Source organism: Mycobacterium sp. (assembly GCF_035633495.1).
Lineage (GTDB): Bacteria > Actinomycetota > Actinomycetes > Mycobacteriales > Mycobacteriaceae > Mycobacterium.
The window spans coordinates 1-13,132 of sequence record NZ_DASQEU010000110.1 but is presented as its reverse complement, the minus strand read 5'-3'; the positions used below and the strand labels follow the sequence as shown (position 1 = coordinate 13,132).

At 65.9% G+C, this 13,132-nt stretch carries 14 protein-coding genes; 4 read left to right on the top strand and 10 right to left on the bottom strand.

The genetic code is table 11. From position 1 onward, the window contains the following. Positions 1 to 33 precede the first annotated feature (33 nt). Both VET27_RS16770 and VET27_RS16765 read left to right on the top strand, forming a co-directional pair. On the top strand, positions 34 to 1,137 hold the full coding sequence (locus tag VET27_RS16770; protein ID WP_526520119.1) for a catalase family protein: 1,104 nt from the start codon (positions 34 to 36) through the stop codon (positions 1,135 to 1,137). 73 nt (positions 1,138 to 1,210) lie between these two features. Beyond that, positions 1,211 to 3,820 carry a LuxR C-terminal-related transcriptional regulator gene (locus tag VET27_RS16765; protein ID WP_526520093.1) on the top strand — a complete coding sequence of 870 codons (2,610 nt, stop codon included), beginning with the start codon at positions 1,211 to 1,213 and terminating at the stop codon, positions 3,818 to 3,820. Here VET27_RS16765 and VET27_RS16760 read toward each other — a convergent pair. The 9 genes from VET27_RS16760 to VET27_RS16720 all read right to left on the bottom strand — a co-directional run bounded on the left by VET27_RS16760 (position 3,817) and on the right by VET27_RS16720 (position 11,792). Further along, positions 3,817 to 4,662: a hypothetical protein gene (locus VET27_RS16760; RefSeq protein ID WP_526520091.1), complete on the bottom strand. Its 846-nt coding sequence runs from the start codon at positions 4,660 to 4,662 to the stop codon at positions 3,817 to 3,819. The genes VET27_RS16765 and VET27_RS16760 overlap by 4 nt on opposite strands. Before the next feature lie 33 nt (positions 4,663 to 4,695). Further along, positions 4,696 to 5,565 (bottom strand): polyphosphate kinase 2, encoded by an 870-nt coding sequence (ppk2, locus tag VET27_RS16755; RefSeq protein WP_526520117.1) that lies wholly within the window; start codon positions 5,563 to 5,565, stop codon positions 4,696 to 4,698. A gap of 66 nt (positions 5,566 to 5,631) precedes the next feature. Next, entirely contained in the window at positions 5,632 to 7,143 is a 1,512-nt protein-coding gene (locus VET27_RS16750; RefSeq protein WP_526520089.1) for an aldehyde dehydrogenase family protein, read from the bottom strand. A gap of 9 nt (positions 7,144 to 7,152) precedes the next feature. After that, positions 7,153 to 7,734, bottom strand: coding sequence for a phosphatase PAP2 family protein (locus VET27_RS16745; RefSeq protein ID WP_526520087.1), 582 nt, complete (start codon positions 7,732 to 7,734; stop codon positions 7,153 to 7,155). Next, positions 7,731 to 8,255, bottom strand: a complete 525-nt coding sequence (locus tag VET27_RS16740; protein ID WP_526520085.1) for a mycothiol transferase — start codon at positions 8,253 to 8,255, stop codon at positions 7,731 to 7,733. The genes VET27_RS16745 and VET27_RS16740 overlap by 4 nt, the downstream gene beginning before the upstream one ends. Positions 8,256 to 8,813: 558 nt before the next feature. After that, positions 8,814 to 10,076: a M23 family metallopeptidase gene (locus VET27_RS16735; protein ID WP_526520083.1), complete on the bottom strand. Its 1,263-nt coding sequence runs from the start codon at positions 10,074 to 10,076 to the stop codon at positions 8,814 to 8,816. A 492-nt stretch (positions 10,077 to 10,568) separates the two neighbouring features. After that, complete coding sequence (locus VET27_RS16730) at positions 10,569 to 10,871, bottom strand: oleate hydratase (RefSeq protein WP_526520081.1); 303 nt, start codon at positions 10,869 to 10,871, stop codon at positions 10,569 to 10,571. Positions 10,872 to 10,935: 64 nt separating this feature from the next. Continuing rightward, on the bottom strand, positions 10,936 to 11,247 hold the full coding sequence (locus VET27_RS16725) for a hypothetical protein (RefSeq protein WP_526520079.1): 312 nt from the start codon (positions 11,245 to 11,247) through the stop codon (positions 10,936 to 10,938). Between the two features lie 89 nt (positions 11,248 to 11,336). After that, positions 11,337 to 11,792 carry a VOC family protein gene (locus tag VET27_RS16720; RefSeq protein ID WP_526520077.1) on the bottom strand — a complete coding sequence of 152 codons (456 nt, stop codon included), beginning with the start codon at positions 11,790 to 11,792 and terminating at the stop codon, positions 11,337 to 11,339. A gap of 339 nt (positions 11,793 to 12,131) precedes the next feature. On the opposite strand from VET27_RS16720, the gene VET27_RS16715 reads away from it, so the two are divergent. Both VET27_RS16715 and VET27_RS16710 read left to right on the top strand, forming a co-directional pair. Continuing rightward, positions 12,132 to 12,266, top strand: a complete 135-nt coding sequence (locus tag VET27_RS16715; protein ID WP_526520075.1) for a hypothetical protein — start codon at positions 12,132 to 12,134, stop codon at positions 12,264 to 12,266. After that, the gene (locus tag VET27_RS16710; protein WP_526520073.1) at positions 12,263 to 12,508 is read left to right on the top strand and encodes an SDR family NAD(P)-dependent oxidoreductase; all 246 of its coding nucleotides are present in this window, start codon (positions 12,263 to 12,265) and stop codon (positions 12,506 to 12,508) included. The genes VET27_RS16715 and VET27_RS16710 overlap by 4 nt, the downstream gene beginning before the upstream one ends. A gap of 367 nt (positions 12,509 to 12,875) precedes the next feature. Here VET27_RS16710 and VET27_RS16705 read toward each other — a convergent pair. Continuing rightward, the coding region (locus VET27_RS16705) for a DUF5994 family protein (protein WP_526520071.1) at positions 12,876 to 13,132 on the bottom strand (257 nt) is incomplete at its 5' end.

The following is a 13,132-nucleotide window of genomic DNA, read 5'->3' as shown; positions in this document are numbered from 1 at the left end:
ACCGGTGCCACCGGCGCACCGGATGGAGCAGGTATGACCGCCCGCACGTACGTTCCCTACCGCGAAGACGTGGAGCAGCCCAGCATCGACGAGGAGGGGCTGGTCTTCAAGATCGCGGCGTCACTGAACACGAACAACGTGTGGGCGCTGAAGAAGTACCGGCACGGGATGCGCGACGCCCACGCCAAGGGCCACGGGTTGCTACGCGGCGAACTGACCGTCTATCCCGACCTGCCCGACGAGCTACGCCAAGGTGTGTTCGCCGAACCGGCCAGCTACCCCGTCGTCGCGCGGTTGTCGAGTACCGCAGGCGCTCTGCGCAGCGACCAGACGAAGGGCATCCGAGGATTGGGCATCAAGGTTCTCGGGGTATCGGGCCCCAAGATCCTGCCCGACGACGACACCACCAATCAGGACTTCATCCTCGTCACCCACCGCGAGTTCCCGTTCGCCGATGCCGCGGCGTATTTGAAGCGCGGTATGCCACTGGCGAAGGTGCTGGCCCGCACACCGGACTCCGTGCTTCAGTTCGCCAGCCGCGTCTTCGCGTTCTTCGGAAACCACGTACTTCCGCACGTCGGCCTGCACCTGCCCATGGCGTTGGAGTTGTTCGCCCGGCCGAATTCGCCGGTGCTGGGCGAGACGTACTACTCGTCCTCGGCGTTGCGCTACGGCGACTACATCGCGCGGTTCGCCGTCGTCCCCATGTCCGCATCAGTGAGATCGCTTCAAGGACAAGTGGTTCCGGCGACAGCAGGCGACGACGCCCACCGCGACATGGTGGCCGACCTGTTCCGTACCGACAGCGCCGAATACGAGTTCCAGGTGCAGCTGTGTACCGACCTCGCCGCCATGCCGGTCGAGGACGCGTCCGTCGACTGGTCAGAGGACGCGTCCCCCCACCGCGGCGTCGCGAGGCTCACCTTCCCCCGTCAGAACCCGGCCACCGAGGAGCGGCTCGCCTACGGCGACGACGTGCTCTCCTTCAACTCGTGGCGAGGGCTGGCCGCGCACCGCCCGCTCGGCTCCATCAACCGTCTCAAGAAGCTCGTCTACGACGCGTCCAGCGATTTCCGGCACAAGCACAACAACGTCGAGCGCAGCGAGCCGTCCGACGTCTCCGAACTACCGGAGTAGCGGGTGAACGTTGTGCGCCAGTACCTGTTCATTGGGCAGCGAACCGCAGATCTGGCACCTACACTCGCAAGACATGGCGCGGCAATGGCAGATGTTGGATCGCCCTGCCGAGTTCGATGCGATCAGTCAAGCGCTCACCGACCCGGGCAGCGGCGGGGTGGTGCTCGTCGGACCCGCAGGCGTGGGCAAGACGACCCTGGCCAGAAGCGTGGTCGCCACCTTGCCGTCGGAGGTGCACTGGATCGCCTGCACCGAGTCCGCCCGCAGCATCCCGCTCGGCGTCTTCGCCCATCAGGTCCCGCCGTCGGGCTCGCGTGACCCTCTGGCCCTCATCGCCTCGGCCCGGGAATCGCTTCTTGCGCAACCGAACACCACCATCGGCGTGGACGACGCGTACCTGCTCGACGAACTCTCGGCCACGCTGGTACATCAACTCGCGGTCGAGGGGGCGGCCCGGTTCGTGGCCACCGTTCGCAGCGGCGAGCCCGTCCCCGATGCGGTCACGTCATTGTGGAAAGACGGCTACCTCAAGCGCTTCGAGCTAGCCCCCCTGTCCAAGCAGCAGAGCATCGCCCTCGTGGAGATCGTCCTCGGTGGGCGCCTCGAAGGCCTCAGCGCGGACGTGATGTGGGATTCGTCGGGGGGCAATCCGTTGTTCCTGCGCCACCTGGTCGAGGGCGCCGTCGACGCGGGCACGCTGACCGAGGTCTCCGGCGTGTGGCAGCTGAGGGGTTCGGCCGTCATCTCGTCCGGTCTGGCGTCACTGCTCTCGCATCGCCTCGACCGCACCACCGACGACGTGATGAGGACGCTGAAACTCCTGGCCCTGTGCGAACCCTGCGACATCGACATCCTGTGTTCACTTGCCGGGGAGGGGGCCGTCGACGCGGCCGAGGTGCAGGGCCTGATCCGCGTGACGCGGGATGGCGTGCAGCTCAATGCCCGGTTCAGTCATCCGCTCTACGGCGAGGTGGTCCGCCAGCGCACCGGCACCGCGTCGGCTCGGCGGCTGCGCGGCAACATCGTCACCGCCCTGCGGGACCGTCCGACCGACACCACCGCCGCCCGGATCCGGCTGGCTCAGCTCTACGTCGGCAGCGACCAGCCCCCGGACGTGAACCTCCTGATCACGGCCGCCAAGGACGCCATCTCGCTGTCGAACATTCCCCTCGGCGAGCACCTCGCCCGTGCCGCCCTGGAAGCCGACGGCGGCCTGCGTGCGGCCGAAGTCCTGTCGCGGGCACTTCTGTGGCAGGGTCGCCCCGCGGAGGCGGAAGGCATTCTGGCCCGGTTCGATCCGGACGACCTCGACGAACTCCAGCTCGTCCAGTGGGGCATCCCAAGGGTCTCGATCCTGTTCTGGTCCATGGGTGCCGTCGAACAGGCACATTCGGTGATGCAGATACTGGCCGACCGCGTTCGTCATCAGGCCCTGAAGTTGGTCGTCCAGGCGACGTCGGCAGCACTTGCGGTGCACGAGAACAAGATCGAGGAGGGACTCGCTGCCGCCGAGGCAGTATTGTCCGATCCCGAGGCACCCAAGCAGGCCTTCGAGTTCGCCGCGTTCAGCGCAGGCCTCGCGATGCCCGTGGCAGGACGCGGCGGCGACTTCGAGCCGATCGCGGCCATGAGTCGGGCACAGCAGAAGCCGACCGACGGCATGATCAAGGTGATGGTGCGCTACGGCGACGTACTGGCCCTGACCACCGTCGGTCAGCTCGACCTCGCCGACGAGCGCGCAGCCGGGTACGCCACCTTCTCGTCGTCGGGGCAGCGGTTGGGCTGGGCCATCGCCAGGATCACCGCGGGCGTCGTCGCCACGTATCGCGGCCGTTTCCCCGATGCCATCTCGTCGATCGAGCAGGCGCTCGCGGCGCTGGCCGCCGAAGCGTCGCTGCCATGGCGGCTGCCCGCAAGGCTGCTCCTCGCCAAGAGTTACGCGGCGCTCGGCAACGTCGAACAGGCCGAGCGCGTGTTGATCGAGGCAGACGAACACACCGGACCGTCCGTCGCGATCCACGAGCCGCAGGTGCTGATCGCGAAGTCGTGGTTGGCCGCGGCCGAGGGATCCGAGCGCTCAGCGCTCGACTTCGCCAGGGCGGCAGCAGATCTGGCTCACCGTTCGGGTCAGTATGCCGTCGAGGGCGAGGCACTTCATCACTTGGCGCGCCTCGGCGACCGCACGGTTGCGGGCCGGCTGCGGTCCCTTGCGCCCCGCATCGCCGGTCCGCTCGCCGACTTGTACGCCCGCCACGCCGCCGCCGTCTCCACCTCCGACGGTGCAGCGCTGGACGCGGTTAGTGTGGCATTCGAAGATGCCGGCTTCCTGCTGTCTGCGGCCGACTCGGCCGCCCAGGCCGCCGGCGTCCACAATCGCTCGGGCGATCGCCGCCGCAACTCCGAGGCTGCGGCGCGAGCGCTTCGCCTTGCGGCGCTGTGCGGTGGCGTGCTGACACCCGCCGTCCGGACCGCGGCGGCACCTCTGCCGGTGACGTCGCGGGAACGCGAGATCGCCGCGATGGTCGCCGCCGGGCTGACCAACCGCGAGATCGCCGACCGCCTGGTGGTTTCGGTGCGCACCGTCGAGGGACACATCTACCGCGCCTGCATCAAGCTCGACGTCACCGACCGCGAGGAGTTGGGCAAGATCGTCAGGCCCGACGACCTGAGGCAGAACGGCTAGCTGCGCCGCAGTCCACCCATCATCGACGCGAGCACGCCCAGCACGACGAGCACACCGCCTGCGGCCAACGTCAGATTCAGCCACAGATGCAGATTTCCGATGGCATGGTCGACCATCGCGGCGGCGACGTTGCGGACGTCAGCCGTCGTGGCGTTTAGCGCGTCGTCGACGTACCGCCGCCCCACCTCGATCGCCGCCCAACCCGCCGCACCCACGATCAATCCCGAGACACCCAGTGCAACGAGAGCCTTACCGCGCCGCCTGGCGGACGCCAACGTCAGGAGCGCGAAGACTCCGGCGAGCACGGCGGCGACGACACTCACCCGTGGGCCCCAGGTGGCGACGTCGCGCAGTTGGCCAGGGCGAAGCGATTGCGACACGTTCTGGGTCAGCGGGATCTCGAGGGTCGCCGGCGCCTTGATGCCGAAGTCGGCGAGCGTCTGCTGGAATGAGCTGTCCGCCAGCATCGGAGACAGGTCGATCTCCCAGCGGCCGGACGCGTCGGACTGGCCGACGGATTGGCTGAACATCCAGCGGTGCGCCACCTGGTTCGCCAGCGCGAACTGGCCGGGGAACGCCGCACTGCCGGTGTAGGCGCGCGCCGCGCCCGTCAACAGGGTCTCGTTGGCGTCGTAGCCCGAGTTGGCGGCCAATGTCATCAGCTGCGACGTCAGAGCCGCCGCCATCGCCTGCTGCAGGGCGGTATCCTTGGCGGCCGAGGTCGCAAACTCCGAGTATCCGTTTCGGTCGACGACGTTGTGCTGCGCCCAGGTCGCCGGGATTGCCACCGCCAGTGCGACCGTGGCCAGCACCCATGACAGGAGGGCGACGAGCAACCGCATGGGTGCATCCTCCCGTTAGGGACGCGGACCCGGTCAGTCGGTCAGGGCGCGTCCCACGATGAGGGGATCGGCTGTGGCGACCACCTGGCGGTCCTTGTTGTCGTAGTCGAACTTACCGAGTATGCAGCGCATCGCGTTGATCCGGGCACGCTTCTTGTCGTTGCTCTTGACCACCGTCCACGGCGCAGTATCCGTGTCGGTGAGCTCGAACATGTCCTCCTTGGCGGCCGTGTAGGCATCCCACTTGTCCAGTGACGCGAGGTCCGTCGGCGACAACTTCCACTGACGCACCGGGTCGACCTGGCGGATGGTGAACCGGGTCCGCTGCTCGGACTGGGTGACCGAGAACCACAGCTTGGTCAGGCTGATCCCGTCGTTGACCAGCAACTGCTCGAAAAGCGGGACCTGCTCGATGAATTCGGTGTGCTGATCCGGGGTGCAGAAGCTCATCACCCGTTCCACGCCTGCCCGGTTGTACCAGGACCGGTCGAACAGGACCAGCTCGCCGGCGGCGGGCAGGTGCGACACGTAGCGCTGGAAGTACCACTGCGTGCGTTCACGCTCGGTCGGCTTCTCCAACGCGACGACCCGCGCGCCGCGGGGGTTGAGATGCTCCATGAAGCGTTTGATCGTGCCACCCTTGCCTGCCGCGTCGCGCCCCTCGAACACGATGACGTGGCGCAGCCCGTTGGTCTGACTCCACTTCTGCAGCTTCAGCAGCTCGATCTGAAGTAGACGCTTCTGCTCCTCGTACTCGGGGCGCGACATCCGCTCGTCGTAGGGATAGTTCTCCCGCCAGGTGTCGACGTCGACTCCGCTGGGGTGGTGCACCAGCACGGGATCGTCGTCATCGTCGTCGCGGACGGAGAAGTACTCGGTGCCCTGCAGCGTGATCACGGCCAGAAGATATCGACCCCCGCAGAAGCCGAGGTGACATTCGGATGAACGGAGGGTGACGCGAAGGTCGAGCTACTTGGCCGCCCGCTTGGGGCGGATCAGGGCGAACTTCGTCATCATGGTGTTCATCCGCTTCATCGCCTTCAGCGAGTTGTTGTAGTAGTTCCCGCCGGCGCCGACGCTGGTCCGGGGGGCGACGATCGCCTCCTGACGGCAGAACTTGCGAAGACCATCCGCGCCGCCGAAGCGTGCCCCGATGCCGGACGTCTTCCAGCCACCCATGGGGGCCGTGGTGCACATCAGGTTGGAGATTACGTCGTTGATGTTGACCGCTCCGCAATCCAACTCCAGCGCAACGTCATTGGCCCGTTCGACGTTACGCGAGAACACCGATGCGCTGAGTCCGTAGGGGCTGTCGTTGGCCAGCCGTACCGCCTCTGCGACGGTACTCACCTTCATGATCGGCAGCGTCGGGCCGAACGTCTCCTCCGTCATGCACGCCATCGAGTGGTCCACGTCGACGAGCACCGTCGGCGGGTAGAAGCTGCCGGGGCCCGTCGGGCGCTCGCCACCGGTCAGCGCCCGCGCCCCCTTGGCGACGGCGTCGGCGACGTGGCGCGCCGTGACGTCGACCTGACTGTCGTCGATCTGCGCGCCGAAGTCGTAACCCTCCCCGGCACCCATCTTCAGGTTCTCCACGCCGCGCACGACGGCCGCGACGAACTCGTCGTACACCTGCTCGAGCACGTAGACCCGCTCGACGGACACACACGTCTGGCCTGCGTTGAACATCGCGCCCCACACGGCGGCGTGTGCGGCGAGGTCGACGTCGGCGTCCTCGAGCACGATCATCGGATCCTTGCCGCCGAGTTCCAGGCTCACCGGAGTGAGCCGCCGGGCGGCGCGCTCCATCACCTTCGCACCGGTGGCGCTGGACCCGGTGAACTGGATGTAGTCGGAGTTGTCGACGACGGCTTCGACCGCCTCGCGGGCACCCTGAACGATCGCCATCACCTCGGGAGCACCCGAGTCGATCCAGCCGCGCAGCAGCAACTCGGCGGTCAACGGGGTGCGCTCGGACGGCTTGAGCAAGACGGCGCAGCCGGCTGCCAGCGCGGCGATGCCGTCCATCAGCAGGTTGGCCACCGGATAGTTCCACGGCGCGATGATGCCGACGACCGGACGCGGCCGGTAGTGCACGGCGATCTTCTTGATCGACAGGAACGGAAGAGAAGCCGGACGCGCCTCCGGCGCCAGCGCCTTCTGCATCGTCTTGATGTAGTAGGAGGCGATCATGATCAGCAGCGGCACCTCCTGCGCGGCGTCGGTCGCCGACTTGCCGGTCTCCTTGATCAGCAGCGATTCGATCTCGTCGCGGTGCTCGCCGAGCCACACCGCGTACCGGGCCAGCACCCTCGCGCGGCCTGCGGTGCCGCGGGCGTCCCACTCCCTCTGCGATTGCCGCAAACCGGCGGCGATGCGGGGCACGTCAGCCGGATCAGTCCAACGCACCGTTCCCGCCACCAGACCAGTGGCGGGGTTGAGGATCTTCGCGGTGGCGTCAACTTCGGGCGTCGCAGTCATGGGCCCATGTTAACTGGCGCTGTGATCTACATCGCAGCGGGGTTGACACCTGTCAAGTTTGGCCGCCCGAAAGGCTACACACACCAGCGCGGTGCCGAGGAAAACGGCCCCTACCGTGTCGGTGAAGTAGTGGTAGGTGAACGCCTGTCCGAGGAGGTCGAGAAGCGCCGCGACGGCCACCGAGGCGACTGTCCACAGCGCGATGCCGACCAACAGCACGGCCATGCCGAGCACGACGATGGTCACCGTCACGTGCCCGCTCGGGTAGGCCAGCGCGCCAATCTTCTCGCGGTCGAACAGTCGCTTGAGCAAACGCACCACCACGACGGCAACCACCGGTGTCACAGCGGCCACGACGGCAAGCCGCCAACGTCGCCGATACGACCCGACGACGACCGTCATGGCGAACAGCAGCACCACCAACCGCGCGTCAGTGAAGACGAGCAAGGCGTACACGGATCGGTGCGCGCGTCCGAAATGAATGAACCAGTCGTCGATCGGTGTGGAGCCCTTGCCGACCGCGATCCCGAGCAACACCATCCCGAGCAAGCCGACCGGAGGCCACCACCGCACCACTTTGGCCGGGGTCATCCGCCGGTGACGAGGCCCCGGATGTAGGCGGCCTGGCCGAGGTGCTGCGCGCAGTCGTCGATGACGCTGACGATGCGTGCACTCGCGATCACGGGCGGCGTCCAGCGTCGGTCCACGATGGCTTCGAGATCGTCGGCGGTCACCGAGGCGACATAGGCCAACGTCATGGCGTACACCGCGCGGTAGTACCCGGCGAGCAGGTCTGCGGGCGCACGGACCTTGGCGACCTGCTCGGGCGTGTGCCCGTAACCGTGGGAACCCGCCGGAAGGTCGAGATCGAACCTTCCCTCCCAGCCGTCGCGGAGCCACACCTGTTCGGTGCCCGCGATCTCGCTGAGCTGAGCGTCCTGCACCCGGGCGCTATGCCAGAGCAGCCAGGTGATCGTGTTGGCTCCCGGCGCAGGCTGGTGGTACGCGACGTCATCGGTCAGGCCGTCGGCAAGGTCCTCGACGTGCTCGACGAGCCGGGTGAACGAATCGCGCAGCAGCTCACGGGCAGCTGCGATGTCGGTGTCAGCCATGGCGCCGACGCTACTCGCTGCGATTGCATGCCTCGACACATACAAAGATTCGTGACGGAGTTCTCATGATTAATTGATGCGAAACGCTCTACGCTCCTTGATATTTCACAGTCTCTGGCCTCTACGCATCTCGCAGTTATTCGCGCCGCAAGCACCGCTATCGTCGCAATGGTGCTCGGCAAACTGGGATTGGCCGCTACGGGCGACCGTTTCGTCCGTACAAGACGGCGGAGATCAACCACACCACGCCAATGAGGAGGAAGAACGCTCCTACCGGGTCGGTCAGGTCAATCACCGTGCGACCGGTGGCTGTCCAGGTCGCGGTGCCATTCCGTCTCGCGTACGCGATCGACGGCGATCCGCGTGCCGACGACTGCGGCCGTAGCGAGGACGGCCACGGTTAGCCATATCGCCGCTGCGGCGGCCACCGCCTCAACAGCGGCGCGGGTCGTCGCGCGTACCGCCGTCAACATTGAGCTTGGTCGTATCGGGGGCGAGCATCGACATCCCCACCGATTCCGCTGCCAACGCATCGATTTCGGGGCATGTCAGGACGGACTACGGAGCCGCCGGGAAGTTTATGACACTCGCTTCGAGCGGCAACTGGTTCGTGCGCTCGCTGGGCTTCGTTTCTGGCACAACGTGATCGCCGTCGATCGAGCCGGCAAGGGCGAATCGGTCGATCTCATAAGGCACGTTGTCGCTGGAGAGCGGAACAGGACCCCTAGAGACATGGAAGTGCAGGTGCGCCTCGGTGGTGTTCCCCGAGTTGCCGAGGCGCCCGATGACCTGGCCGCGGGTGACCTTGTCGCCGACCTTCACCGACGCGGAGCCGGGGATCATGTGGGCGTAGAAGGCGAAGTTTCCGTCGCCGACGTCGATGATGATGCGGTTTCCGCCGAGTTGCTCGAAGGCCTGGTCGGGTGTCACGACCTGCGGCGTCGCCTCCCTTTCGTCGGACACCACCGCCACGATCGTGCCGTCGGCCACCGCCAGTAGCGGGGCGTCGTAAGCGAGGTAGTCCTCGTTGCGTGTGCCGTCGCCGGTGTGTGTGGTGGACGGGTTCTTGGCCGGGTCGACGCGCAACCAGTCGATGGCAAAACGCTCACTGCCATTCATCCTGCCGCCCACCCCCATCATGGCTCCACGATGCGACGTGACGACGCAGCACGCGTTGGCGGCGACCCAGTCATCCCCGGCGAGCGGCGGCCCGATCACGATCGGCGACGCCGAGCTGGTGCGGACCGCCCCACCGACCTGCGTGACGGAGTCCGGGTATCGGGCGCTGACTGGTTGGTACTCCGGCAACGCCGCACCGAGCGTGGCGGTGATCCGGTGCGTGAACTCGGCGGGGACGTTCGCGCGGGTGTCGTACACGTCGTCGAGCACCAGCACCGCGGTGCGTCCCGCGGGAATCTCGGTGACGAGGCCGGGCAATAGGTTGGGGATCAGGACGGTCCGCTTCACGGTCTCCTGCTGTCCGATAGTGGTGACGACAGCCCCTTCTGGCCCGTCAGCGAGGGTCTCGATCTGTGTGATCGTCGCAGGCCGCGGCCCGGCGTTGAGCACCTCGAGTTCGTAGGCCACGTGGAGCTTTCCGTCCGTCCCCGTGACCGGGATCGGGTCGGGGGCGATCGTCGTGATGACGAGCGGCGCCACCACGTCGACGTCGAGGGGGTACCCGGGCGGGATACCACCGCGGGTATCCGCGGCCGACGCTGGCGCTTGGCTCGAAGTCCTCAACCCGGTCGTGTCGGAGGACGAGGAGCAGGCCGCCAGGAGCGCGACACAAGCCAGCAGAAGGATCGGTGACATTCGCATGGACTACTCGCCTCATTTGCAATCCGTAAGGGACTCAGCGCGCGTGTGTTGGTCGATCGGTGGTGATGGCCGGCGCGCGACGTGATGTCGTCGACGGTAGCCCACCGCGCCGAACCTTGACCGGTAGATCACGAAGGATGTCAAGGTGAAGCCGTCACGGATGCGGCGCCAGGCGATGGCGATGGCGATGGCGACGAGGTGAGCGAGCCATGCCACGACCGTACGACGTCAGGAACGCGCCGCCAGCAGCCCAGCAACGATATCGCCAGTAGGACAGGAGATGTGGAACACACGAAGGCAGACGGTGACTATTGCTTGCGCGGGCAGCCTGCAGCGCTGCCGTCATGACCCTCCGGGGGAGACCGCTCCAGACGGTACCGGGTGATTACCGCCATCCGAGAAGACGCCGTCCTCTGCCAGCAGCCGTCCGAGTTCATTCCTCTCGATGAACTTGCGGAAAATCGCGGGCACGGGCAATGGCTGCGGGTCACGCTAAGTCGCAGTCGATTTGAGTAGTTGACGCACATCGAAGATGGAACCGAAGACCTCCGGGATTCCCCGCTCGATGTTCAGGAACTGGTAGACGGATTCCATCGCCGTGCGGACAGTATATTCAACGGTGAAGATGACGTCGCGCGTGGGGGTCTCGGCGAACTGGCCAAGGAAGGCGCAGTTCGTCATACCGTGGGGGATGACCTTCGGACGGTCAGTTCCATTGCGGGGCAGGAAGAACGCCGTAACGAAGGGCGTGGTGATAAGCGGCCTCGCCGTCCACCGTGGTTCATAGCGGCCCACGACCACGTTGCGTGCCCGAATATCAACGGGTTCACGAACTGGGCTGCCAACTCGCACTCGCGATTCAGTGCGACAGCACCATACCTGGGATGCAGAGGCTGATGAGCATGAGTGTGAATAGAAGCCACCCGGCGCCGTGCCAGATGGGCCATGTTCCTTCCGTCCGCCACACCTGATAAGTATTGATGAAGGCTCCGACCCCTCCGATCAGAAGGACCGCAGGGGTGCCGAGAGCCCACAGAGGCGAATGCTGACCGACGAGCAGAAGAAGAATGAGGCCAACGCCAGCCGCGACGACGACCGCCGCAACGTAGCGCGCAGCGGCGCGCAGGCTCGCCGGGTCATGCCAACGCTTTTGGACGTCGCTGGTCAACATCATGACCCCTCTGCACCGATTGGGCCGTGAGACAGCCAGGGGCATATCTGCAGGGGGTCGGGTGTGAAGAACATCGCGTGGCGTCGTTGTCACCATTGGAACCGCGCTGCGATCAACTCGCGTGGAAGGGTGCTCGGACTGGGATACACGACGATGACTCGCTCGCCGTCGGGGTCGCACGCCTCCACGAAGGTCAACTCGCCCTCGGTGTGTGAGTACGTCGCCGGGTAGTGCGCGCGAAGGCGCTGTGTTATCCGCTGAAGTTCACTCTGACTGTCGGTCGTCCACGTCAGATACTGGACACCGGTGGCGCCGACACCGGGTCGGCGAGCCGGTTCTTTGGAATACAGATAGATCTGAAAGCCGTTCGACGTCAACAGCAGCGCCGCATCGGGCTCGCGAATGACGGCACGGCAGCAGAACACGTCGCAGTAGAACTTCGCCGATTGATCCACGTCGAACACGCGGATCACTGCGGACGCAACGCTCGCGACGGTGACGCCAGCCGTCTGTGCCGGTGTCGTCTGAGCCGCGTCGTCTGTCATTCCCAACCTCGCCATTTAGCGTATCTACCTCCTCCATACTACGCCTCGGTGAGCCCTGTTGATCGTCGAATCCGTGCCGAACGAACTCATCGGCTTGCTCGCTGTAACCGAAGTGGCCAAAGCGGTGTTCGGCGAAAGGTGCTCGCTCCCAGCAGGATCAATCGTGTGCTGACTGCAGACCAGGCTTCGAGTGCGCATACATGTGTTGTCGACAATCGCATGAGAGGCGTACGCCGCGGCACCGCGATCGAAGGGAATACTCATGGACCGTCTGGTGGACAAGAAGATCGTCATCACCGGAGCGGCGAGTGCATCGGTCGTGCCGCGACGGCCCTGATGGTGACCGAGGACGCAAGCGTGCTCATCGCCGATCTCGACCATGATGCCACTGTTGCCACCGCAGCTGAGATCTGTGAAGGCGACACCGAGGGGCGGGCAGCCGGCATCCCGGTGGACGTGACGGACGAGGGTTGATCTCGGAGGGCGGAGGCTCGATCGTCAACACCGTCGTCGCCTCGGGTCCGACGGGCGACACGCTGCAATGCGCGTATGGCGCGGCCAAGGCAGCCGTCATCCGGCTGACTCAGCACGGCGCCACTCAGTACGGCCGTAACGGATTGCGCTGCAATGCCGTTGCACCCGGCGCGGTTCTGACACCGGCGCTGCTCGACAATCTGTCGGAGGATGTGGTCACCGACATCCGGCGTCGCAACTAGGTCGACATGATCGGGAGGTCGAACCCGTCCGAACCGGAAGACGACACCTCGTTCGAACTGCTTGACCACGCGAAGGTTGGTTTCCCAGCAAGAGCAGACCGAGGCCAACCGTGGCGGCCAGCCCATAGAGAGTGATCATCGTTGTCTCCGTTCCGCCCGGGCGTCTGATGCGGTAGTGGTAGGCGGCCGCGGGCTGCTTGTTCTACTTGATCCAACGTCACGTCCGGCGCTCGATCTAACGCAACTTGTCGAGTTCGTGGTCACTGAGCACGACGCACCTCTGGTTCTCCCGCCGCGGCGGGTCCGGTGGCTGGCTGGCGCGAGCGAAACAACGCTCCGCCTTCAGACTCCCAGCGCTCGTGCGCGATCAGTGCGAGGGGTCGATCTTCGGCCGCCCGAGCAATTCGTCAGTGGTCGAAGCGTGCTCCGGGCTCGACGCGGTCAGTATTGCCGTGTACGCGCGGCTCGGGTTGGTGTAGGGCGGAACCACCAGCAGGACCAACTTGCCGAAGTCCTCGCCGATCACTGACAGGGTATTGATCGACCTGTCGCGGGAACCCTCGAGTATCACCGATTGCCCCCCGAACGCGATCGGCAACTGTGTTGGCACCCAGATATTTTCGT

What these genes read in the sequence shown, in the direction of transcription:
- VET27_RS16770 (WP_526520119.1), top strand. Translation starts at nt 34, where the DNA reads ATGACCGCCCGCACGTACGTTCCCTACCGCGAAGACGTGGAGCAGCCC.
- VET27_RS16765 (WP_526520093.1), top strand. Translation starts at nt 1,211, where the DNA reads ATGGCGCGGCAATGGCAGATGTTGGATCGCCCTGCCGAGTTCGATGCG.
- VET27_RS16760 (WP_526520091.1), bottom strand. Translation starts at nt 4,662, where the DNA reads ATGCGGTTGCTCGTCGCCCTCCTGTCATGGGTGCTGGCCACGGTCGCA.
- VET27_RS16750 (WP_526520089.1), bottom strand. Translation starts at nt 7,143, where the DNA reads ATGACTGCGACGCCCGAAGTTGACGCCACCGCGAAGATCCTCAACCCC.
- VET27_RS16745 (WP_526520087.1), bottom strand. Translation starts at nt 7,734, where the DNA reads ATGACCCCGGCCAAAGTGGTGCGGTGGTGGCCTCCGGTCGGCTTGCTC.
- VET27_RS16740 (WP_526520085.1), bottom strand. Translation starts at nt 8,255, where the DNA reads ATGGCTGACACCGACATCGCAGCTGCCCGTGAGCTGCTGCGCGATTCG.
- VET27_RS16735 (WP_526520083.1), bottom strand. Translation starts at nt 10,076, where the DNA reads ATGCGAATGTCACCGATCCTTCTGCTGGCTTGTGTCGCGCTCCTGGCG.
- VET27_RS16725 (WP_526520079.1), bottom strand. Translation starts at nt 11,247, where the DNA reads ATGTTGACCAGCGACGTCCAAAAGCGTTGGCATGACCCGGCGAGCCTG.
- VET27_RS16720 (WP_526520077.1), bottom strand. Translation starts at nt 11,792, where the DNA reads ATGACAGACGACGCGGCTCAGACGACACCGGCACAGACGGCTGGCGTC.